The organism is Streptomyces sp. NPDC058864 (assembly GCF_042742985.1).
In the GTDB taxonomy this organism is placed as follows: domain Bacteria; phylum Actinomycetota; class Actinomycetes; order Streptomycetales; family Streptomycetaceae; genus Actinacidiphila.
Genome location: NZ_JBHYMQ010000017.1, coordinates 36,737 through 57,452, shown reverse-complemented (window position 1 = coordinate 57,452; position 20,716 = coordinate 36,737). Strand labels below are relative to the sequence as shown.

At 72.7% G+C, this 20,716-nt stretch carries 19 protein-coding genes; 11 read left to right on the top strand and 8 right to left on the bottom strand.

The genetic code is table 11. The annotated features are described in order from the left end of the window. Positions 1–116: 116 nt before the first annotated feature. From ACFW3D_RS15950 to ACFW3D_RS15940, 3 genes are all read left to right on the top strand, one after another. Positions 117–371 carry a hypothetical protein gene (locus ACFW3D_RS15950; RefSeq protein ID WP_500504732.1) on the top strand — a complete coding sequence of 85 codons (255 nt, stop codon included), beginning with the start codon at positions 117–119 and terminating at the stop codon, positions 369–371. Between the two features lie 199 nt (positions 372–570). Beyond that, complete coding sequence (locus tag ACFW3D_RS15945) at positions 571–1,971, top strand: phosphoinositide-specific phospholipase C-related protein (RefSeq protein ID WP_500504731.1); 1,401 nt, start codon at positions 571–573, stop codon at positions 1,969–1,971. Between the two features lie 2 nt (positions 1,972–1,973). Further along, positions 1,974–3,917: a glycoside hydrolase family 5 protein gene (locus tag ACFW3D_RS15940; protein ID WP_500504730.1), complete on the top strand. Its 1,944-nt coding sequence runs from the start codon at positions 1,974–1,976 to the stop codon at positions 3,915–3,917. Between the two features lie 61 nt (positions 3,918–3,978). Here the strand turns inward: ACFW3D_RS15940 and ACFW3D_RS15935 are convergent, their stop codons facing one another. After that, entirely contained in the window at positions 3,979–5,418 is a 1,440-nt protein-coding gene (locus tag ACFW3D_RS15935; RefSeq protein WP_500504729.1) for a cellulose binding domain-containing protein, read from the bottom strand. Between the two features lie 238 nt (positions 5,419–5,656). On the opposite strand from ACFW3D_RS15935, the gene ACFW3D_RS15930 reads away from it, so the two are divergent. The 5 genes from ACFW3D_RS15930 (at position 5,657) to ACFW3D_RS15910 (ending at position 9,034) form a co-directional block, all read left to right on the top strand. Continuing rightward, positions 5,657–6,499, top strand: a complete 843-nt coding sequence (locus tag ACFW3D_RS15930) for a GntR family transcriptional regulator (protein WP_500504728.1) — start codon at positions 5,657–5,659, stop codon at positions 6,497–6,499. Positions 6,500–6,538: 39 nt separating this feature from the next. Next, on the top strand, positions 6,539–7,201 hold the full coding sequence (locus ACFW3D_RS15925; protein ID WP_500504727.1) for a DUF4328 domain-containing protein: 663 nt from the start codon (positions 6,539–6,541) through the stop codon (positions 7,199–7,201). Positions 7,202–7,215: 14 nt separating this feature from the next. Further along, positions 7,216–7,950: a PhzF family phenazine biosynthesis protein gene (locus ACFW3D_RS15920; protein ID WP_500504726.1), complete on the top strand. Its 735-nt coding sequence runs from the start codon at positions 7,216–7,218 to the stop codon at positions 7,948–7,950. 321 nt (positions 7,951–8,271) lie between these two features. Then, positions 8,272–8,508 carry an ATP-dependent Clp protease adaptor ClpS gene (locus ACFW3D_RS15915; protein ID WP_500504725.1) on the top strand — a complete coding sequence of 79 codons (237 nt, stop codon included), beginning with the start codon at positions 8,272–8,274 and terminating at the stop codon, positions 8,506–8,508. Then, positions 8,501–9,034 carry a hypothetical protein gene (locus ACFW3D_RS15910; RefSeq protein WP_500504724.1) on the top strand — a complete coding sequence of 178 codons (534 nt, stop codon included), beginning with the start codon at positions 8,501–8,503 and terminating at the stop codon, positions 9,032–9,034. Before ACFW3D_RS15915 ends, ACFW3D_RS15910 begins: the two co-directional genes overlap by 8 nt. Positions 9,035–9,157: 123 nt before the next feature. On the opposite strand, the gene ACFW3D_RS15905 is transcribed toward ACFW3D_RS15910, so the two are convergent. Further along, positions 9,158–9,541, bottom strand: a complete 384-nt coding sequence (locus ACFW3D_RS15905) for a hypothetical protein (protein ID WP_500504723.1) — start codon at positions 9,539–9,541, stop codon at positions 9,158–9,160. A gap of 170 nt (positions 9,542–9,711) precedes the next feature. Here ACFW3D_RS15905 and sigJ point away from each other — a divergent pair, with 170 nt between their 5' ends. Next, positions 9,712–10,674, top strand: a complete 963-nt coding sequence (sigJ, locus tag ACFW3D_RS15900; protein ID WP_500504722.1) for an RNA polymerase sigma factor SigJ — start codon at positions 9,712–9,714, stop codon at positions 10,672–10,674. Between the two features lie 21 nt (positions 10,675–10,695). Here the strand turns inward: sigJ and ACFW3D_RS15895 are convergent, their stop codons facing one another. From ACFW3D_RS15895 to ACFW3D_RS15880, 4 genes are all read right to left on the bottom strand, one after another. Then, positions 10,696–11,055 (bottom strand): nuclear transport factor 2 family protein, encoded by a 360-nt coding sequence (locus ACFW3D_RS15895; protein ID WP_500504721.1) that lies wholly within the window; start codon positions 11,053–11,055, stop codon positions 10,696–10,698. Between the two features lie 96 nt (positions 11,056–11,151). Then, entirely contained in the window at positions 11,152–12,801 is a 1,650-nt protein-coding gene (locus tag ACFW3D_RS15890) for a M4 family metallopeptidase (RefSeq protein WP_500504720.1), read from the bottom strand. Positions 12,802–13,040: 239 nt separating this feature from the next. Beyond that, a complete protein-coding gene (locus tag ACFW3D_RS15885; protein ID WP_500504719.1) occupies positions 13,041–13,820 on the bottom strand; it encodes a crotonase/enoyl-CoA hydratase family protein in 780 nt (259 codons plus the stop codon). Positions 13,821–13,856: 36 nt separating this feature from the next. Next, positions 13,857–15,053, bottom strand: coding sequence for an alginate lyase family protein (locus ACFW3D_RS15880; protein WP_500504718.1), 1,197 nt, complete (start codon positions 15,051–15,053; stop codon positions 13,857–13,859). 294 nt (positions 15,054–15,347) lie between these two features. Between ACFW3D_RS15880 and ACFW3D_RS15875 the strand changes: the two genes are divergently transcribed. Continuing rightward, positions 15,348–16,142, top strand: coding sequence for an SDR family NAD(P)-dependent oxidoreductase (locus ACFW3D_RS15875; protein ID WP_500504717.1), 795 nt, complete (start codon positions 15,348–15,350; stop codon positions 16,140–16,142). Between the two features lie 118 nt (positions 16,143–16,260). Here the strand turns inward: ACFW3D_RS15875 and ACFW3D_RS15870 are convergent, their stop codons facing one another. Then, a complete protein-coding gene (locus ACFW3D_RS15870; protein ID WP_500504716.1) occupies positions 16,261–16,698 on the bottom strand; it encodes a subtilase-type protease inhibitor in 438 nt (145 codons plus the stop codon). Between the two features lie 300 nt (positions 16,699–16,998). Next, the gene (locus tag ACFW3D_RS15865; RefSeq protein WP_500504715.1) at positions 16,999–18,567 is read right to left on the bottom strand and encodes a cellulose binding domain-containing protein; all 1,569 of its coding nucleotides are present in this window, start codon (positions 18,565–18,567) and stop codon (positions 16,999–17,001) included. Between the two features lie 262 nt (positions 18,568–18,829). On the opposite strand from ACFW3D_RS15865, the gene ACFW3D_RS15860 reads away from it, so the two are divergent. Further along, positions 18,830–20,542, top strand: coding sequence for a hydrogenase maturation protein (locus ACFW3D_RS15860; protein ID WP_500504714.1), 1,713 nt, complete (start codon positions 18,830–18,832; stop codon positions 20,540–20,542). The last annotated feature ends 174 nt before the right edge of the window (positions 20,543–20,716 follow it).

Sequence of the window (20,716 nt, the reverse complement as noted above, 5' to 3'; positions counted from 1 at the left end):
GGGAGGAGTAGATCCGCCGGGTGGGGATGAGTACGCGTACTCATCCCCACCCGGGTGCACCCGCGTAACTTGGTGAACACGGTCGGTAACGACTTGTGGGACCAAGGGGGGAACCAATGATGATCCGCCGTAATGCCACCGCTCTGGCACTGTCCGCCGCCGCCCTGCTGATCGCCGCGGGGGCGGCCGCCGCAACGGGCGGCCCGTCCGCGGCCCCGACCGAGGCGTGGGTCGGACCCGGCGTGGTCAAGGCCTGGGTCGGGCCCGGAGCCGCCACCGAGGCGTGGGTCGGACCCGGCGTGGTCAAGGCCTGGGTCGGCCCCGGAGCCGCCACCGAGGCGTGGGTCGGACCCGGCATCATCGAGGCCTGAGCCGGTCGGCGCGGCACCGCGTGGGTGACGCGCCGGTTCGCAGGACATGAACACGGCGGCCGGTGCCCGACCACTGAGCCGTCGCGCGGGCCCCGTCCCTGCATGCCCCGGGGGCGCCGGCGCCGGCCCGTCCGGGACGGCGCCGCCCCGGCCCGACACGCCCTTACATGGCAAGCGTTACCGATGGTATGTCATGCGCATGACTACCACTCGAGGCAATCGTCTGGTCTCCCTGCCCCGCGCCGGCTCGGTGGCCGTGGCGGCCGCGGTCCTGGCCGTGACCGCGGCCGTGCCCGGGCCGCCCGCCGGGGCCGCCACCGCTGCCGCGCCCGGCGGCACCTTCTACGTACAGAGCGCCGTGAACGGCCTCAACGCCTCCGACAGCGGCGGCACGGTGGCGCTGCACCGGCCCAAGGGCAACGAGGACCGTCAGCAGTGGACGGCCGTCGCCGTCTCCGGCGGCCAGGAATTGCGCAGCACCGACGACACCGCCCACTGCCTGGGCCGCTCCGGCGCCGACGCGGCGATCGTGGCGTGCGGCGCCGCGAGCGCGGCCTGGGAGATATCGGCGGCCGGCGACGGTACGTACACCCTGGGCGTGCCGGGCACCGCGGACCGCCTCACGCTGGGCGACGCGCCAAGCGGGGGCGTCCCCCCCGAGCGGCCGCGCGTGGGCGCCGCGGGCCCGCTGTCCCGGTGGTACCTCACGCCCGCCCCGCTCCCCCGGACCGCCATGCCGCCCGCCGACGCGCGCACCCTGGACCAGGTCACCTTCCTGACCGCGCACAACGCCTACGCCAACGGCGTCGACGGCGGCTTCGCACCGCCCTTCGTGAACCTCTTCCCCAACCAGTCGCGCGGCATCTCGCAGCAACTCGCCGACGGGGTCCGCGGCTTCATGATGGACATCCACCAGACCCCGGACGGCGCGATCCTCTGCCACAACAGCTGCACGCTGGTCAGCCGCCCCGTCGCCCTCTGGGTGGACCTGCAGCGGATGGTCGACTTCCTCCGGCAGCACCCGGGGCAGTTCGTCACCGTCTTCCTGGAGGACTACGTCTCGCCCGAGGTGCTGCGCTCCGAACTCTCCCGGGTGAACGGTCTGTACGACGTCCTCTACCGCCCGGACGAGGACGGCGTGCGCGAGCACGGCTGGCCCGCCATGGGCGACCTGGCAGCGCGCGGCAAGCAGCTGATGATCTTCAGCGACCGGACGCGCGGCTCCGACACCGGCCTGAGGCGCGACAGTTACGGCGTGATGTACCAGCAGGAGTGGACCGTGGAGAACTACTGGTCGATGGGCTCCGGCGCGGGCACCTCCGACTGGTCCTGCTACAGCCGCTGGTACGGCGCCGGGGTCAACGTGCCGCTCACCCGCGAGGAGTCCGGCTTCCGGCCGCTCTTCGTGATGAACCACTTCCGCGACACGACCCTCGCCGGCACCGCGTCCACCGACAACGGCAAGCTGCTCAACCGCGTCCAGAACTTCTGCGAGCCGGCCGCCCGCAAGAAGCCGACGTACGTCGCCGTGGACCGCTACGACCTCGGCTCGCCGAACAGCGCGGTCGACCAGCTCAACTCCTACACCGTGGTGCCGTAGCCGTGGCCGCGACGTTACCGCGCCGGCCCCTCACGGCCGTGGCCGCCGCGCTCGTCACCCTCATCGGCCTGCTCACCCCCACGACCGCGCTCGCGCGCGAACCCGGCCCGTCGGCCGCGTCCGCCCCCGCCGCGCCGGCCACCGCCCTCGCCGCGTCCTGGACCCCGCCACTCAGCACCCGCGGGCGCTACATCGTCGACGCCGACGGCAACCGCTTCAAGCTCAGGTCCGGCAACTGGCACGGCGCCAGCGGCACCTGGAACGGCTCGGGCGACACCGCCGACCCCGCGAACCACCACGCGGGCGAGGACTCCGGCCGCATGCCCCTCGGCCTGGACCGGGCGCCGATCGCCGAGATCCTCTCCGGCTTCGCCGAACTCGGCATCAACAGCGTCCGGCTGCCGTTCTCCGACGAGATGATCCACGACACGGTCCCCGTCACGGACGCCTCCGTCGCCGCCAACCCCCAACTGCGCGGCAGGACACCGCTGCAGGTGTACGACGCCGTGGTCGCGGCCCTCACGGACGCGGGATTCGCCGTCATCCTCAACAACCACACGAACACCACCCGCTGGTGCTGCGGCGTGGACGGCAACGAGCGCTGGAACGCCTCGCAGTCCACCGCCGCCTGGGAGGGCGACTGGCTGTCCATGGTCCGCCGCTACCGCGACAACAAGCGGGTCGTCGGCGCCGACCTGTACAACGAGGTGCGCCGCTCGGTGTGGGACGACCCCAACTGGGGCCTCGGGGACGACCACGACTGGTTCGCCGCCTCCCAGCACCTGGGCGACCGCATCCTCCAGGAGGCCAACCCCGATCTGCTGATCGTCGTCGAGGGCATCAACTGGACCGGCCTGCCCGTCGACGGCCTCCCCCATGACCGCCCCACCCTCGAGCCCGTCCAGCGGCTGTCCCACACCCTCGTCCGGTCCGGGAAGCTGGTGTACTCCGCGCACTTCTACGGCTACACCGGCCCGCGCCACAGCGGCGCGACCGGGATCGGCGAGACCCACGACCCGCGCTACCGCGACCTCGGGCGCGACGAGCTGTACGCGGAGCTGCTCCGGCAGGCCTTCTACGTGTCGTCGGACACCGGCCGGCACTACACGGCACCGCTGTGGATCAGCGAGTTCGGCGTCGGCGGCCGGGACGAGACCGACGAGAGGTCCCGCGCGTGGTTCGCGAACTTCACCGACTTCCTGATCCGGAACGACACCGACTTCGCCTACTGGCCGCTGGTCGGATGGCACGAGAACCGCCACGGCAACGGCTGGGCGCTGCTCCACTGGGACGCCGCCGGGCACCGCATGGGCCTGTACGACGGCGACGACTGGCGGGGCGACGCGTGGTCCCGGCTGGTCGGCACCTCCGGCCGCAGCGGGTACGTGGCCCCCGTCGCCCGCTGGTCGATGCTCGGCCCCGACCACGGCGACTTCGTGCAGAGCCTGCGCATGCGCGCCCGCCCCGACTGGGACTCCGGGGCGCGCAAGGCCGCCTGCCCGGACGGGCAGCGGCTGATCGGGCTGGCGCACACCGGCAACCGCGGTCTGTGCACGGACGCCGGCGCCGGGGACCTGTGGGCCTCCTCCGGCGCGTACCAGGTCGTCACGGACGAGCGGTACGTGCCGTCGGGCGGCGACTGGGCCTCGGGCTACACCAAGTTCCAGTGCCCGGCCGGCTCGTTCCTCGTCGGCTACGCGGTCCGCGGCGCCGCCGTCTCCAGCGCGCTGTGCGCCACCGCGGGCACGGCCCTGGGCGGCGCCGGGCGCACCGTGTGGTTCGACCGGGGCGACAACCGTCCCGCGTCCGGCGCGGGCGGGGACTTCGCGTACGGCAGCTACAAGGGTCAGTGCGCGGACGGCGAGTACGCGGCGGGCATCGCCTGGACCGGTCGCTTCGGCTCCTCCCGGACGCCGGACGCACTGTACTGCCGGTCGCTTCCGTAGGGGCGGCCCGTACCGCCGCCCATCGCGCCCCTGTGGCGGTGGGCGGCGGTACGGGGCCCGGTCAGCTGCCCGGGACGGTGTCGGTGAAGGCGGTGCCCGCGGTGCGGTACCCGGCCACCTTGGCGGCGACCTGGGCCGGGGTCAGCACCTGGTCCTTGACGAAGTAGACGTAGTCCACCTGCTGGTTGTACGAGCGCGGGGTGCTGCCCGTCTGGCCGGTGAGGTCGATGAGCCAGTGGTTGAAGTCGATCCACTGGCTGGTCTCGGGCAGGTAGGGCTCGCCGTGGGAGCCGAAGACCTGGCCGTCGATGTAGTAGGTGATGGCGCTGTTGTCGATGGTGATCTGCAGGTCGTGCCACCCCTCGTAGCTCTGGCGGCTCTCCGAGTGGGTGTTGACCGCGTTCCACGGGTCCGGGTTGTAGGTCTCCCAGGACGTCGTGTACATGATGTTGCTCGGCTCGCCCCAGCCGCCGTTGGGCAGGTACTCGAAGTCCTGCTCGCTGTAGTTCGGGTCCATCGGCGCGTTGAGCGGGGTGAAGGCGAAGAAGGTCTGGACGACGTGGTCCCCGTCGGGGCCGCCGGTCGGGGTGTCGTTGAAGCGCACGCGGGCGGCGTAGGTGCCGTTGCGGAACTTCCGGGCGGTGGTCTGTATCTCGCTCTCCTTGGTGCCGGCGGCGGTGCCGTCGGTGGTGAGGCGGAGGTTCATGACCTTGTTGCTCCCGGTGCCCGCCACGAAGGTGACGTCCTGCGGGGACCAGGTGGCGCCCGGCACGCCGGGACCGCCCTGGCCCGACTTCACGGTCCAGCCGTGGCTCTGCAGTGCCGGGTCGCTGCTGGAGGTGTAGCTGAAGTCGTCGAAGAGTGCGGGCGCGTTGGGGTCGGTCGGCGGGTCAGTCGGGGGATCGGTGGGCGGGTCCGTGGGGTCGTTGCCGGCGGGCGCGGTGCCCCAGACGACCGAGCCGCCGCGCTGCACGGTGACCTTGTCCCAGTCGGCGTACGTCGTCCGGGAGCCGTTGAACGAGTAGTCGTCGGACTGGGTCAGGCGCTGCCAGTCCGCGCGGTAGAAGCGCAGTTGCATGTCGCCGGTGTTCTGCCCGGCGGCGAGCGATCCCGCCCCGGAGGTGAAGCCGATCTCCAGGTAACGGTCGGCGGTGGCGGTCGGATTGGCCAGGGTACCGAAGGTGCCGGTGATGTTGGCGCACCCCTTGACCGCCCAGGAGCACGCGAAACGGTACGCGGTGGTGGGGCTGTCGGCCTTGAAGTAGTACCGCAGGGTCACCTCGCTCAGCGGTACGGAGGAGGCGCCCCGGTTGGTGATCTCGAGCCAGGGCTCGGCCTGGTCCGCGGTGGCCCCGGACGCGCTCGTCCGGTACTGCGCGGTGAGCGTGGTCGCCGCGGCCGACGCGGGCAGCGCGACGAGCCCGGCACAGGCGAGGCCCGCCGTCGTACAGGCGGCGATGGCGGTGCGGACCCGGGCGGTGGTGCGGAACGGTCCTGACATGGGGACCCCTTCCAGTCGGGTGGAGCGCGTGGGGGAGGGCTTACCACTTGGCAACTGGTCTTCCACTGGTAAGGGAAGGTGGCATAGACCAGATGGGGGGTCAAGTCCCATGACAGGAAGGGAATTCGGAGCGACGGCAACACATGCGACTGCGGGAAACCCTGGAGAACTGGTCAGCAACTGGATAGCCTCATGGGCACGGCACTCACCGCACGGCCACGGAGAGGGGGCGGGGCACATGCCGGGCGAGGCACCGCGGTCGCCGCTGAAGCGCGAACGGGTCCGCGACCATCTCCTGGAACTCGTCGAGTCACAGGCCCCGGGCACCCCGATCCCCTCGGAACGCGCCCTGTGCGAGCAGCTGGACGTCTCCCGGCCGACCGTGCGCTCGGCCGTCGACGAACTGGTCACCACCGGACTGCTCGTCCGTCGCCACGGGAGCGGCATGTTCGTCGCCCCCGCGAAGATCACCCAGGAACTCGCCCAGGGGGAGAACACCTTCAGCCTGCCGCAGGCCTCCGGCCACTGGCTCAGCCGCGTCCTGGAGTTCGCCACGGTGCGGGCGGGAGCCCGTGTCGGCCGCAAACTCCGGGTGTCGCCCGCCGCCGAGATCGTCTACATCGCCCGCCTCCGCCTCGTCGACGCCGAGCCGATGGCCGTCGAGTACCTGCACGTGCCGTCCGACCTGGTGCCGGGCCTGCGCGCGGCCGACATGGAGTCAGGGGACTTCTACGCCTGCCTGCGCGAGCGGCACGGCGTCCACGTCCACGAGGCCGTCCAGTCCATCGAACCCACCGTCGCCAACGAGGAGGAGGCCCGGCTGCTGCAGGTGCCGGTGCTCTCCCCCGCACTGCTCTTCGACCGCCTCACCAGCGACGCCGCCGGCCGCCCCGTGGAGTACGTGCACTCCCTCTACCGCGGCGACCGCTACCGCATCGTCTCGCGCCTGTCCCTCGCCGGCTCCGCGTCCGCCGGCCTGCCCGTGACGGCGGGCCACCACCCGGGCATGCCCCCCGACGAACGCGCCGCCCCGGCCGGCACGCTCGCCCACGTGGTGGGGGACGTACAGCCCCGGGGATGAGGACCCGCAACCCGTACACACGTGCGCCCCTCAGCCCCTATGATCACTCCGCTCCCGTGTCCACCGGAGCCGCGCACGACCCGAGACAGGCCATCCACGATGTCCAGCAAGCCCCCCAAATCCCCCTTGTTGCTCGCCCGTTGCGCCCAGACGGCGATAGCGGCGGCCGCGATCCTGGATGTGTTCCGGGCGGTTGCCGTCCAGAACCGACAGATCCATCCCTCGGCCGCGACCCGGCACACTTCCGGCTCCGTGTCCCAGGTCTTCGTCTATCTCATGACGCTCACAGTCGTGCTCTTCCTCGTGTGGCTGGCCCGGTCCCGGCGCAATGCCCTGGCGCTGGCCCCGCAGGCCAAGCTCCCGGGCGGAGGCTGGCTGATCGGGGCGTGGTTCGTCCCCCTGCTGAACCTCTTCGTGCCACGGCAGTTCGTCCTCGACATCGGGCGCGCGAGCTCCCCGTCGTGGAACCCGAAACGCGACTCGGTACTGGTGAACCTCTGGTGGGCAGCCTGGATCGGGCACGGGATCGCCCTCACGCTGACCACCGAGGCCGCCCCGGGCTCCCGGGCCGCCCTGGCGGTCGCCGAAGCGCTCATGCTCGCCGCGGCGGGGCTGCTGTGCCTCGTCATCGAGCGCATCACCACGCTCCAGAGCGCCGCGCTCCGCACCCCGGCGCCCCTCTCCCCCGCCACGCAGGCATGAGGCAGGCTGCGACCATGACCGGCTACGACATAGTGCGGGTCTTCTGCGGACCCGACGGCGGCCACGGCGAACGGCTCGCCGTGGTGCGTGACGGAAGCACCGTCGCCGACGAACAGGACCGTGTCGCCTTCGCAAGGCGATCGGGATTCACCGAGACCGTGTTCGTCGACGACCCCGAGCGGGGCATCATCGACATCCGCTCCGCGGACGGACGGCTGCCCTTCGCCGGCTCCCCCTGCATGGGTACCGCGTGGCTGCTGGACGCCCCCGAACTGATCACCCCCGCAGGGGTCGTGGGCGTCCGCCTCGACGGCGAGTTCACCTGGCTCGAGGCCAGCCCCTCGTGGGCCCCGCCCCGCACACTGCGGCAGTACGGCTCGCCCGAGGAGGTGGACGCACTGCCCGTCCCCCCACCGGGCGACTGGATCTACGCCTGGGCCTGGGAGGACGAGCCCGCCGGACGCGTCCGCGCCCGCGGTTTCCCGGGCCGCGGCGACGGCGTCGAGGAGGTCGAGGCCACCGGCTCGGCGGCGCTCCTGCTCACCGACCGCCTCGACCGCGCCCTCAACATCGCCCAGGGCCGCGGCTCCCAGATCCTCACCGCCCCGGCACCGGACGGCCTGGTCGAACTCGGCGGCCGCGTCCACCTCGAGCGGGCCGTACCGGACACCACCGCGAGGTCGCGCCCCCGGATCACGCTCGGCACGCCGACCTCGTCCCGCCGCCGCATCCATCTGCTCGACCTCTGACCCGCGGGCTCCCCGATGCCCGCATCGCCCCCTCCACGGACCGGCCGATGCGGGCGGGGACCCGTCCCCGACGCGTGGTCGATCGGCACCATGGCCGAGCGGGCGAACCCCGCCGTCAGCCGAGTCGACACGATCCGGAGCGCGTGCGAGACCTTGCCCGGCACGCGGGAGCCGACGAGGGTGCCCCCGGTCACGCCCGAAGTTGTGCCCGCGCGATGATGTCCTCCGCCCGCCCGTACCCGAGGGCTCTTTCACCGCTGAGAGGACACCGTGGCCACGCCGGTCCAAGCCGCCCCCGTCGCAGACGAACACACCGACACCGTGACGCCCTCCGCTTGGGCGGTCCTGCTCTGGAACGATCCGGTCAATCTGATGTCGTACGTGGTGCGGACCCTCGTCCGCGTCCTGTCGATCAGCGAGGAAGAGGCGAAACGCCTCATGCTGCTGGCCCACACGCACGGGAAGACAGCCGTCTTCAGCGGGGACCGCGAGGAGTGCGAGGTCATCGCCGTGCAACTGATGTCGGCGAGCCTGTGGGCGACGGTGCGCCATGGGTGACGCCGATCTCAGCGTCGACGGCGACACCGTCGTCGTCCGTCTGCGAGACCCCCTGCGGCACGCACTGCTGGAGCTGGCCGACCTGCTGGTGGCCGACGCGGCCCCCGTCCACAACGGCCCGGAAAGCGTGGTGGAGTTGACGGAGGAGGCGATCGGCGATCCCCTGCGGCGCTGGGAGGCGGACTCGGCGGCGCAGTCCATTCGCGACCGCCTGGCCGACCGCATCGCCGCAGCCGATGCCGTCGTCCGGGACGCCCTGACCGCGCCCGGGCCCGTTCGGGTGCGGCTCCGGCCCGAGGCGGCGGAACTGTGGCTGGAATGGCTGAACCGTCTCTACCTCGCGGTCCGGGCCCGCGAGCTGGGTCCGCTCAAGGTGGGCGGGGGCCAGCGCCTGGACGTCAGGGGCAGTGGGCTGCGGGAGCCCGGCGCCCACCTTCCGGAGGACTTCGGGCCCGCCGGTGCGGCCGTGGGCCGGCTCCTGACGCGGCTGATGGACACCCTCGACGAGCGGAACCGCGGCCGGTAGGCCACCGGCACGGCCCCGTCGCGAGTGGCTGCTCCCCACGCTCCTGCCCGGGTGGGAGCGCGATCTGCGCGCCGCGGCCCTGGCCCTGGTGACGGCCGCCGGCCGGATGTGACCGCGTGCCCGTCACGCCCGGCGGGCGTAGAGCACATGGCCCAGCGCCAGGACGCTCAGGCCGAACATCAGGACGCCCAGGGGGACGTGGAGCGACGGCTTGTGGGCGATGCCCAGTACCACCTGCACCGAGGCGAGGGCCAGGAAGCCGGAGGCGTACAGGATCGGGCGGGGCGATCCGCCGCCCGGTCGCCACGCGAGGACCGCGGCGAGGACGTACAGCATCGATGCCGCGTACATCACGCGCGCTCCGGCGCTGTGCAGCGCCTCGCCGTGGGACGAGGACAGCAGTGCTCCGGCGGTGGCCGCCTGGAAGAAGATCGCCACGGTCTGCAGCGCGACCGCGGTCCGAAGGAACGTGAGGCTGCGGTGTTCTGCCGTTGTACGTGTGGTCATGGCGCGGTCCCTCTTCTGTCCCTCGGCGGCGGGTCGGTACTGTCCCGTCGGTCCGACGAACCGGGCCCGTGAACTGTCAGGCGGAGCCCCGCCCTGACAAACGGGGGCGGTGTCTCGTCGTAGGTGCGAGAGCGGAAGCGGACGGGACGGACGAGGGAGCGGTCGCGGCGATGAGCACCCCATTCCAGGCAGGGCGGGACGGGTCCGAACCGGACCTGAGCGCGGTCGTCGGCGAGCGGCGTCATCTGATCAACCTGGCCTACCGGCTGCTCGGTTCGCTGGCCGAGGCCGAGGACGCCGTGCAGGAGACCTACGCGCGCTGGTACGCCATGTCGCGGCAGCAGCAGGAGGCGATCGAGTCGCCGGGCGCCTGGCTGACGACGGTGGCCGCCCGCGTCTGTCTGGACCTGCTCGGCTCGGCGCGCGTCCGGCGCGAGCGTTACGTCGGCTCCTGGATACCCGAGCCGCTGCCCGACCGTTCGGAGTGGGCCGGCGGGCCGGCCGGCGGCGGCGCGGGAGGAGGCACCGAGTCGGCCGACCCCGCCGACCGGGTCACCCTGGACGAGTCGGTGACCATGGCCTTCCTCGTCGTGCTGGAGTCGATGACGCCGGCCGAGCGCGTGGCGTTCGTCCTGCACGACGTCTTCCGGTTCCGTTTCCCCGAAGTGGCCGAGATCGTCGGCCGAACGCCGGCGGCCTGCCGGCAACTGGCCTACTCGGCCCGGCGGCGGGTCCGCGACGCGCGGGACCCGTCGGCCCCGGCGGCCGGGCAGGCCGGAGTGGTCCGGCACTTCAAGGAGGCGTGGGAGGCCGGGGACATCAGGGCCCTCGTCGGTCTCCTCGACCCCGACGCGACGATGGTCGCCGACGGCGGCGGACTGGTCGGTGCCGTCCTCCGCCCGGTGGAGGGCGGCGAGCGCATCGCCCGGTACCTGCTCCACATGGCCGGCAGGACCCCGGGCCTCACGCTGCTGGAGCGGACGGTCAACGGTCGGCCCGGACTGGTCGCCCAGCACGCCGGGACGACGGTGACGGTGGCGGCGTTCGGCATCACCGGCGGCCGCGTCTCCCGCATCTGGGCGGTCCGCAATCCGGAGAAGCTCCGGCCGTGGACGGGGAGCGGTTCCTCCTGACGAGCCCGCCGGGCCCCGGCCTCAGGCCACGTCCGCGCTGCCCTCGCGGTAGACCTTCGCCGAGGCGATGAGGCCGTCCCGGAGCTCGTAGAACGCGGCGATGGAGCAGCTGCGGCGCTCGCCGCGGTAGGTCAGGATCTCGGTCATCCGGCCGGCCGCGCGGTCCCCCTCCGCGATGAGGTCGTGGACCTCCAGGGTGGGGAGCAGCCCGCGCATGGCCTCGTCGAAGAGCGCGGTGAGCGCGGCACGGCCGCGCACCGTGGTGGTGCCGGTGATCCACACGGCGTCGTCGGTGAAGCCGGCCAGGAGCGCTTCCAGGTCGCGGGCGTTGAAGGCGCGCACGTGCGCGTGTATCGCCGCCGCCGCGTCGGTTGTCGTCACGGGGGCCAGTGTGGCAGGGCCCCGCAGGACCGCGCAGGACCGCGTGGGACCGGCCTGGCGGTGGCCGGTCCCACGGGTCCACGGCTCCGCGCGGCGTCAGTTCACGCTGACGGCGGACCAGGCGGCGGCCACGGCGGCGTACTCGGCGCTCGAGGCGCCGTAGAGGTCGGTGGCGGCCTTGAGGGTGGCGGTGCGGGCGCCCGCGTAGTTGGTGCCGGAGGTCATGTAGACCGTGAGGGCCCGGTACCAGATCTTGCCGAGCTTGTCGCGGCCGATGCCGCCCACCGTGGAGCCGTTGCAGGTGGGGCTGTTGTAGCTGACGCCGCCCACGGTCTTGGCGCCGCTGCCCTCGGCGAGCAGGTAGGCGAAGTGGTTGGCGACGCCGGAGGAGTAGTGGACGTCCAGGTTGCCGACACCGGAGCTCCAGCAGTCGGCGGAGCTGCCGTCCTTGGAGGGCTTGTCCATGAAGCGCAGCGCGGGCCGGCCGAAGCCGGACTTCACGATCCGCTCGCCGATGAGGTAGTCGCCGGTGTCGGAGGAGTTGCCCGCGTACCACTCGACCAGGGTGCCGAAGATGTCCGAGGTGGCCTCGTTCAGGCCGCCGGACTCCCCGGAGTAGGTGAGGGCCGCGGTGCGCGAGGTGACGCCGTGCGACATCTCGTGCCCGGCGACGTCGAGGGCGACCAGCGGCCCGAAGGTGGTGCCGTCGCCGTCGCCGTAGGTCATGCAGAAGCAGCTGTCGTCCCAGAAGGCGTTGTTGTAGTTGCTGCCGTAGTGCACGCGGTTGTACGAGCCCTTGCCGTCGCCGGCGATGCCGTTCCGTCCGTGGACGGTCTTGTAGTAGTCCCAGGTCTCGTCGGTGCCGTACTGGGCGTCGACGGCGGCCGTCGCGCGGTCGGCGGTGGTGCCGGTGCCCCAGTGGTTGTCGGCGTCGGTGAAGAGGACCGCGGGGGCCCGGGAGAAGCAGATGCCGAAGATGCACAGGTCGGTCTTGTTCTGCGCGTCGCCGGTGTAGGTGTTGCCCCGGGTGGGGTCCTTCAGCTGGTAGGTGCTGCCGCTGAGGGTGGTCTCCAGGGACACGGTGCCGCCGTACAGGGACTTGCCGTCGCCGGTGGCCGTCTCCAGGGCGTCCCAGGCGTCGATGCGGGCACCGGTGCGGGCGTCGGTGAGCACGACGCGGGCGGCGGGGTTGCCCAGGCTGTCGAGGCCGACGGCGGTGGTGCGCCAGGCCAGGCGGGGCGTGCCGTGCAGCGCGTCGACGACGAGCTGCGGCTTGGCCTTTGCCTGCCGGAACGAGGTCCCGCGGTGGGCGGAACGCAGTGCCGCCAGCCCCTTGTCGGCGGCGGTGGCGGCCTTGACGGCGGGGGTGGTGCTCGGCACGGCCAGGTCGGAGCGGGTGGCCCGCTCGGCGCCCTCGTAGGCGCCGCCGGGTGCGAGGTGGACGACGAGGTCGCCGCCGAGGACGGGCAGTCCGCGGTAGGTCCGGTCGTAGCGGATGTGCTGGGCGCCGTCCGCGTCGGTGACGACGTCGCGGACGCTCCGGTCCTGCGCGGAGGTGACGGAGAGCCCGGTCGCGTTGGCGGTGACGGCGGCGTCGGCGCGGGCGACGCCGGTGGCCCGGGAGGGGAGGTCACGGCCGGAGGCCGAGGCCGACGCCGTCGACGGGGTCAGGAGGGCGGCCGTGACGGCGGTCGCGGCCAGCGCCGCGGATATGACGGTCGCGGCACGTCTGGTGCTGGGCTGCATCGTGCTCCTCTGGTGGGGGGCGTGCGCGGTCCCCGCATCTGCGTCCGGCCACGGTGGGGCGGGCCCGGGTGCGGAGGTGAGGCGGTGCCAGATTTAAGTGCCCATGACATTCGGATGTCCAGAGCGCGTCCTTGGTCCACACACGGGAATCGGCCGAAGCACACACGGCGGGCACGCGATGGGCGCAGGTCAACCGGGCGACCGGCGCGGATCGGCCCCCGTCGGACATTCCGCGCCGGTCAGCTCCCGTCGAACGCGCCGTGCCTCCCCGCCCCCGCCGAGAAGCGCGCCGCGCCCTCCCCCGCTTCCGCGAGGGACACCCTGCCGTGCCGCAACTCCGCTTCGAGCGCGGCGGTTTCCTCCAGCCCCTCGCCCTCCAGCACCGCGAGCCGGTCCTGCCGTACGCAGGTCTGCGGGAAGGCCGCGATCTCCGCGGCGAGCCGTTCGGCCGCGGCGCGGGCTCCGCCGGCCGGGACGACCCGGTTGACCAGGCCGATGGCGTACGCCTCGGCCGCGTCGACCGGACGCCCCGTCAGGATCAGGTCCATCGCCCGCGAGGTCCCGATCAGCCGCGGCAGCCGTACCGTCCCGCCGTCGATCAGGGGCACGCCCCAGCGCCGGCAGAACACCCCGAGCACCGAGTCCTCCTCGGCGACCCGCAGGTCGCACCAGAGGGCCAGTTCCAGGCCGCCGGCCACCGCGTGACCCGAGATCGCCGCGATGACCGGCTTGCCCAGCCGCAGGCGGGTGGGTCCCATGGGACCGTCCCCGCCGCCCCCCTCGGTCACTCCGGTCACCTCGTTGCCGCGCGGGGTGCCGATGGCCTTGAGGTCGGCACCCGCGCAGAAGGTGCCGCCCTCCCCCCACAGCACGGCGACGGAGGCGCCGGGGTCGGCGTCGAACTCGCGGAAGACTTCGACCAGTTCCCGGGCCGTGGGACCGTCGACGGCATTGCGCGCCTCAGGGCGCGAGAGCACCACCGTGGTGACGGGTCCGCTGCGCTCGACACGTACGGGCATGGCCTGTTCCCTCCGCCGCCGATCACCTCTACCGGGTCAGGAGAGGTTATCGCCGTGGGTCAGGGTCTCCCACGCGACGAAGAGGTTGTTGCTGCCGGCCGGACGCTGGGACTCGGTGAGCGCCTGGGTGTTGGTCATGGCGATGCCGAGCCGGTTGTGCATCGCGTTGTAGCCGACCTCGGTGACCGGCCCGAGCCCCAGGTTGAGGTGCCCGCCGCACAGCCAGGACGGCACGGCCTCACCGCGCTGGTACTTGGACTGGAAACCGAGCGCCTGCCGGAGCCGCTCGCCGACCTGCGGGTACAGGTCCTCGCCCTGGATCCGGCTGGTCTCCGCGACGTGCGAGATCGACGAGATGCCGTAGCCGGTGTGCGTGAAGTCGCGGCAGGTCTCCTGGGTCAGACCGGTCACGAAAGTGGACTGACCCTGCCAGTAGCCGACGATCTCGTCCCGGGTGTCCAGCCCGCTGCCGGGCACGGTCCTGGGCAGCGCGCCGTCGGTGTCCAGGTAGACGTACGCGGCGACGCGGTTGAGGTAGCGCGTGACGGCCTTGTCGTAGGAGGTGCGGTCGTCGAGGAAGACGGAGATGCCGACGGCGGCCTCCATCATGCTGAGCTCCCAGTTGCCGTTGCTCTTGGAGCCGTTGATGACCTCGGGGAGGTAGACGTTGCGCAGCATGGTGGCGAAGCGGTTCACGTTCGGCCAACCGGTGTAGGTGTAGCGGATGATCTCCGCGGCGCGGGGCCACACCGAGCCGGCCCAGCCGGTCTGCAGCGGGGCGTTGCTGTTGGTGTGGTCGGTGATGGTGGCCGACCACGCGTCCATCAACTGGATCGCCTTCTGCGCGTACTTGGCGTCACGTGTGATGTACCAGGCCAGCGCGTTGGTGTAGGCCGCGATCGCGTCCTCGCGCTCGTCGGTGCAGCCATAGTTGGGGTTGGAGTAGGAGCCGCACTCGACGACCGCGCGCGGCTTGGGGGTGCGCGACTGCGAGGCGTAGCTCGACGCCATCATCTGGTCGTACGCGCCCTTCCAGGGCTGCGCCCCGGCCTGCACCTTGCCGCGTACGAAGTCGAGTTGGGCGCGGCTGACCAGGACGCCGGGGTGGCTGAACGCGGCCGGCGCGGCCTCGGCGCGACCGCTGCCGGGCAGCGCGGCCAGGAGGGCGGCGACCAGCGCCGCGACGAGGGCGAAGATGCCCTTGGTGAGGAGACCTTGAGACCTGTGGGACATGGGGGGACGCCTTCCCAGGAGACGGCATGTTCACATGGATGAACTATGGATGCACCCGTGAACACTGCGATTGAGGGATGACGGTAGGACTAGACCAATACCCCGTCAAGTCCTCTGTCGTACAAGGCTGATACCTGCCATCCCGCCGCACACCGCTCCGCGGCACCACCACGGCGGACGGCCATGCATCTGACCCACCCTCACACCGGGCCCCCACCCGGCGGCGCTCCGATGGCGACCCCGCCCGCCCTCCCCCAGGCTCGATACGCACCGTCCCGTCCCGAAGGGGGTCCCGTGGAACTGCAACTCCAGGACAAGGTCGCGGTCGTCACCGGAGCCGGCCGGGGCATCGGTCTGGCGATCACGGAGACGCTCGCGCGCGAGGGCGCCCGCGTCGTCGCGGGCAGCCGCAGCGTCACCCCCGGGACGGAAGCCCTCCGGGACGCCTACGAAGTGACCCCCGTGGCGGTCGACCTCTCGACCCCGGACGGCCCCGCCGAGCTCGTACGGCAGGCCGCCGAGCGCTACGGCTCCGTCGGCATCCTGGTCAACAACGTGGGCTCCGGGACGTCCCGCGGCAGCTTCCTCGAGGTGGACGACGGGGAATGGCGGCGTGTCTTCGAGATCTCCTTCTTCAGCGCGGTCCGCACCACCCGCGCCGCGCTCCCCCACATGGTGGCGGCGGGCGGCGGCGCGATCGTCAACATCACGTCCGTCAACGCGCGCCTCCCCTTCCCCATGGTCGTGGACTACTCGGCCGCCAAGGCCGCGCTGGCGAACCTGACGAAGTCACTGTCGGAGGAGTTCGCCCCGCGCGGCGTCCGCGTCAACGCGGTCGCCCCCGGCCCCGTCCGCACGCCCTTCTGGACCGCCCCCGGCGCGTTCGCCGACCAGACGGCCGCGGCGGCCGGGACCACCGCCCAGGAGGCCCTGGACGAGGTCGTGCCGCGCACCATGGGCATCTCCACCGGACGCGTCACCGAGCCCGATGAGGTCGCCGCCCTGGTCGCCTTCCTGGTCTCCCCCGTCGCCGGCAACGTCACGGGGGCGGAGTTCACCATCGACGGCGGCCAGATCAAGACGACCTGACGCCGCGGCGGACCGGCAGAGAATACAGGGGCGGCCGACCCCGTCCCACGAGTCGGCCGCCCCCTCACAGGGCTCTCCCCCACGGTGAACCCCGTGGCCTTGGTTCACGGCATCGGCGTCAGAAGGCGAAGACGCCGGCCGTGTCACTGCCGCGCAGCATGCACGGGTTGCCGAAGGTCTGCGCGAAGGTGACGCGCCGGCCTTCCCAGACCCCGTCGGCGGTGACCACGACCGGATCCCAGATCCGGGTGCAGGTCACGCCCTCCGCGCCGGCGGTCATCGCCGCCAAGTCGCCGCGGGAAGCGACGAGTTCCGCACAGGCGGCCACCGGGTCCGGGTGGTCGCCGTACGGGGTGGGCTTGCAGCGCAGCACGACCGAGCGCTGTATCGTCGCCGTCGCGGGGTCTTCTCCCTTCCCCACGGACAGGACGAGCGCGGACGGCGCGTACAGGCTCGTCGCCCCGGTCTGCCGGGCTTCCGCCGGGCCGGCCGCGACTCCCGCCGAACACACCGCCGCCACCAGGGCCAGGCAGGTCCCCACCGCACTGAACCGCATAGCGAACACTCCTTCGGCACTCGATCCGGATATCGGACGTCGAGGAGTCTTGTGCATCGAACGCCCGCCCGTCACATCGCTCCGCGACTTTCGGTCACCGGTTGTTCACAGTGTGTACTATCCGTTGTGTCGCACTTGCGGTGGGCTGGGCGTCCGGGTGAATGGACTCAGTGGAACCGGGGCCTCCGTGAAAGCGCCTTCACGGATCGACGACATCGTCTCCACATCGGCCGGAAAGCAGCGGGCCGCCGCCGTGTTCCGCACACGACGACGGCCCGTGGGGACGGTGCCCTGGAGGTGCTATCCGGTGTAGCCCGCGAAGATCCGCGAGAACTCGTAGGGCGACTGCGGGATGTTGGTGCACATGTAGAGCGCGCCGGTGCAGGCGTTGCGGTCCCGGGTCGTCTCCCAGAAGGCGAGCATGCCGAGGTGCTTGCCCTGGGCGAAGCCCACCAGCTGGCGGGCGTCGGCCTGGTCGTAGATCCGGCCGTCGTCGTTCTGCCCGAGCATCGGAGTGACGCCCACCATCGCCCAGACCTGGGCGTCGGACTTGCCGGGGTAGAGAGACTTGAGCTGGGCGAAGGTGCTGTTGGCGGCCTGGATCGCCGCGTCGCCGTAGTCGGCGCTGCGGTAGTAGTCCATCGCCATGATGTTGACGACGTCGAGGTTCACCCCGGCGTCCCGGGCCGAGCGCACGACGCCCAGTCCGTCCGCCGTGAGCCCCTCCGGCAGGACGGGCAGGGTGAGGGAGATCCGCAGCCCCGGGTGGGCCTGCTGGAGGCGGGCCAGCGCCTGGGAGCGGCGGGCCACGGACGCCGGGTCGGCGGTGGCGGCGCCCTCGATGTCGAAGTCGGCGTACGTCAGGCCGTAGGCGTTGACCACGGCGTTGTACTCGGCGTACAGCGCGTCGACGGAGCCGCAGGCCTGGGCGAGTTCGATGCCGGTGGCGCCGCCGAAGGAGATCTTGACGTCACCGCCGGCCGCGCGGATCGCGTCGATCTGGTCCTTGTTCCAGCCGTCGCGCGGGTCGTAGGCGTTGAACCACATGGCCTTGCAGGACGAGGCCGTGATGAAGGCCATGGTGAAGCTCTTCAGGCCGCTCGCCGAGGACAGCGTCGTGAGGCTCGGCGTCGGCCAGGCGCCCATGTCGACGTACGGCGCGGTCCGCACGCCACCCGGGGGCGGGTTGGTGCCGCCGGTGGTGGTGGTCCCGCTCACCGCGCCGCCGTACGAAGAGGTGTTGCCCGCCGCGTCCTTGGCGCGGACCCGGAAGGAGTACCCGGTGCTCGCCTGCAGCCCGGTCGCGGTGTACGAGGTGCCGGTCACGGCGACGGGCGCGCCGCCGTCCCGGGAGACCTCGTAGCCGGCGACGCTGCCGGAGTCGTCGGTGGAGGCCGTCCAGCGGACGGTGAGGGAGGAGGACGTGGCCGAGCCGACGGTCACCCCGCCGGGAACGCTGGGCGCGGTGGTGTCCGGACCGCCGCCGGAGCCGGTGCAGGAACCGCCGTTGAGCTTGCAGTTCGCGGGCGCGCCGGTGCCCGAGGAGACCCAGCCGAAGGCGGCGGTCGCTCCGGGCGCGAGGGTGCCGTTGTAGTCGCGGTTCTTGAAGGTGTAGTGGCTGCCGCTCTGGGTCATCAGCGTGTCCCAGTACGAGCCGACGCTCGTCCCCGAGGGGAGGTCGAACTCGACGGTCCATCCGCTGAGGGTGGTGGTGCCGCCGTTGGTGATCGTGTACTGCCCCTGGTATCCGGTGTCCCAGGTGGCCGTCTTGACGAAGGCCGCGCTCGGGGCGGCCGCTGCGGCGGGTGGGGCGAGGAGCAGGACGAGCGCTCCGACGAGCGCGGTGACCAGGGCCAGAGTTCTTCGCATCCGGGCCTCCCGTGGGGGGAACGCGCAAATGGTCTGCACCAAATGCATCTGGTGTAGACCTATCGGTTTGATGCGTCCGCGTCAATCCATGGGGCGCTCCGGGATCACACGGCCCCACCGCCCGGTGACGGGCGGGCCGCTGGCGATCGGGTGAACCGCGGCCGGGCCGCACCCGCGGGCGCCCGCGGGACGGGCATCATCGCTGAAGGCCGGGGCCGGTGCTCCCCCTCCCCGATCGTGCCGGGCGGCCCGGGAGGTCGTCATGCACATCCTGCTCATGGCGTCGGCGTTCAACAGCCTGACGCAGCGCATGTACGCCGAACTCGGCGAGCTGGGCCACACCGTCGCCGTCGAGGTGACACCGGACGGCGCCGCCATGCGCGCGGCGGTCGCCCGCCACGAGCCGGAGCTCGTCGTCGCGCCCATGCTCAAGGCGGCGATCCCCGCGGACGTCCGGACCGCCCGCACCTGCCTGATCGTGCACCCGGGCCCACCCGGCGACCGGGGCCCGTCCTCCCTGGACCGGGCGGTGCAGGAGGGCGTCGCCACCTGGGGCGTGACGGTGCTGCAGGCCGAGGAGGAGATGGACGCGGGCCCGGTCTGGGCCTCGGTGGACTGCGAGGTGCCGCCGGTCGGCAAGAGCGACCTGTACCGGGGCGAGGTCTCGGACGCGGCGATGGAGGCCGTCCTGCTGGCCGTCGACCGGTTCGCCTCGGGCGCGTACGTCCCCCGCCGGCAGAGCGATCCGGCCTTCGGTGCCGCCGTCCGCGTCCGCCCGGCGCTCCGGCAGGACGAGCGGCGCATCGACTGGGCCGCCGACCCGACCGCGACCGTGCTGCGCAAGCTGCGCGCCGCCGACTCACGGCCCGGCGTCCTGGACGAACTCCTCGGCGCCCGCTGGTTCCTGCACGGCGGCCACCCCGAGGACCGGCTGCGCGGTGCGCCCGGCCGGCTGCTGGCCACCCGCGCGGGCGCGGTGTGCCGGGCCACCCGGGACGGCGCCGTGTGGATCCCCCGGCTGCGGCCCCGTCCCGCGCCGGACGGGCCGCCCACGTTCGCGCTGCCCGCCGTCACCGCCCTCGGCGCCCTCCTGCCGCCGCTGCCGGAGGACCCGCTGCCCCCGGAGCTCGCCGGCGCCCGGGACGGCTGGGCCGACATCCGCTACCGCGAGGACGGCGCGGCGGGCGTCCTTTCCTTCACCTTCGCGGGCGGCGCCATGTCCGCCGCCGACTGCCGCCGGCTCCTCGCGGCGTACCGCCACGCCTGCACCCGGCCCACCTCCGTACTGGTGCTGGGCGGCGCCCGGGACGTGTTCTCCAACGGCATCGACCTCAAGACCATCGAGGCCGCCGCCGACCCGGGCGCCGAGTCCTGGGCCAACATCACCGCCATCGACGACCTGGTCGAGGCGGTCCTCACGACCACCGACCGCCTGGTGGTCGCCGCGCTCGGCGGCAACGCGGGCGCGGGCGGCGTGATGCTCGCCCTCGCCGCCGACGAGGTCTGGTGCCGCCAGGGCGCGGTGCTCAACCCGCACTACCGCCTGATGGGCCTGTACGGCTCCGAGTACTGGACGTACACCCTGCCCCGCCGGGTCGGCCCCGCCATGGCCGCGCGCCTGACCGGCCAGGCGCTCCCGGTCGGCGCGGCCGCCGCGCTGCGGATCGGCCTGGTGGACCGGCTGCTGATGTGCGGACCGGGGGAGTTCGGCGCCGACGTCGTCCGTCTCGCGGCCCGCCTGGCCCGCACGGCCGGGACCCAGCCCAGGATCGCCACCAAGAAGGCGGAGGCCGACCGCCGCGAGGCGCGGCGCCTCCTGGCGGCCCACCGCGCCAAAGAGCTCTCGCGCATGCGGGAGGCATTCTTCGACCCCCTGTCCCCCTACCACGCCCTCCGCTCCGCCTTCGTCCACCGCCGGACAGCGGCCGGCACCCCGCCGCACCTGCGGGAGACGCCGGCTCCCTCCTGCCCCTGATGCGCGGCGTCGGGGTGCGGCCGCCCCCGCCGCGGCACGATGGGCGACGCCCCTTTGGCCATGACTCCGCGGCCGACGCCGCCCGACGCGGGGCGGTCACCGTATTGGCCCTCTTCGACGTCCCCTCCCGGCGAGCCACTCGCTATCAAGGGGGATAGATGCCTTTATGTGGCA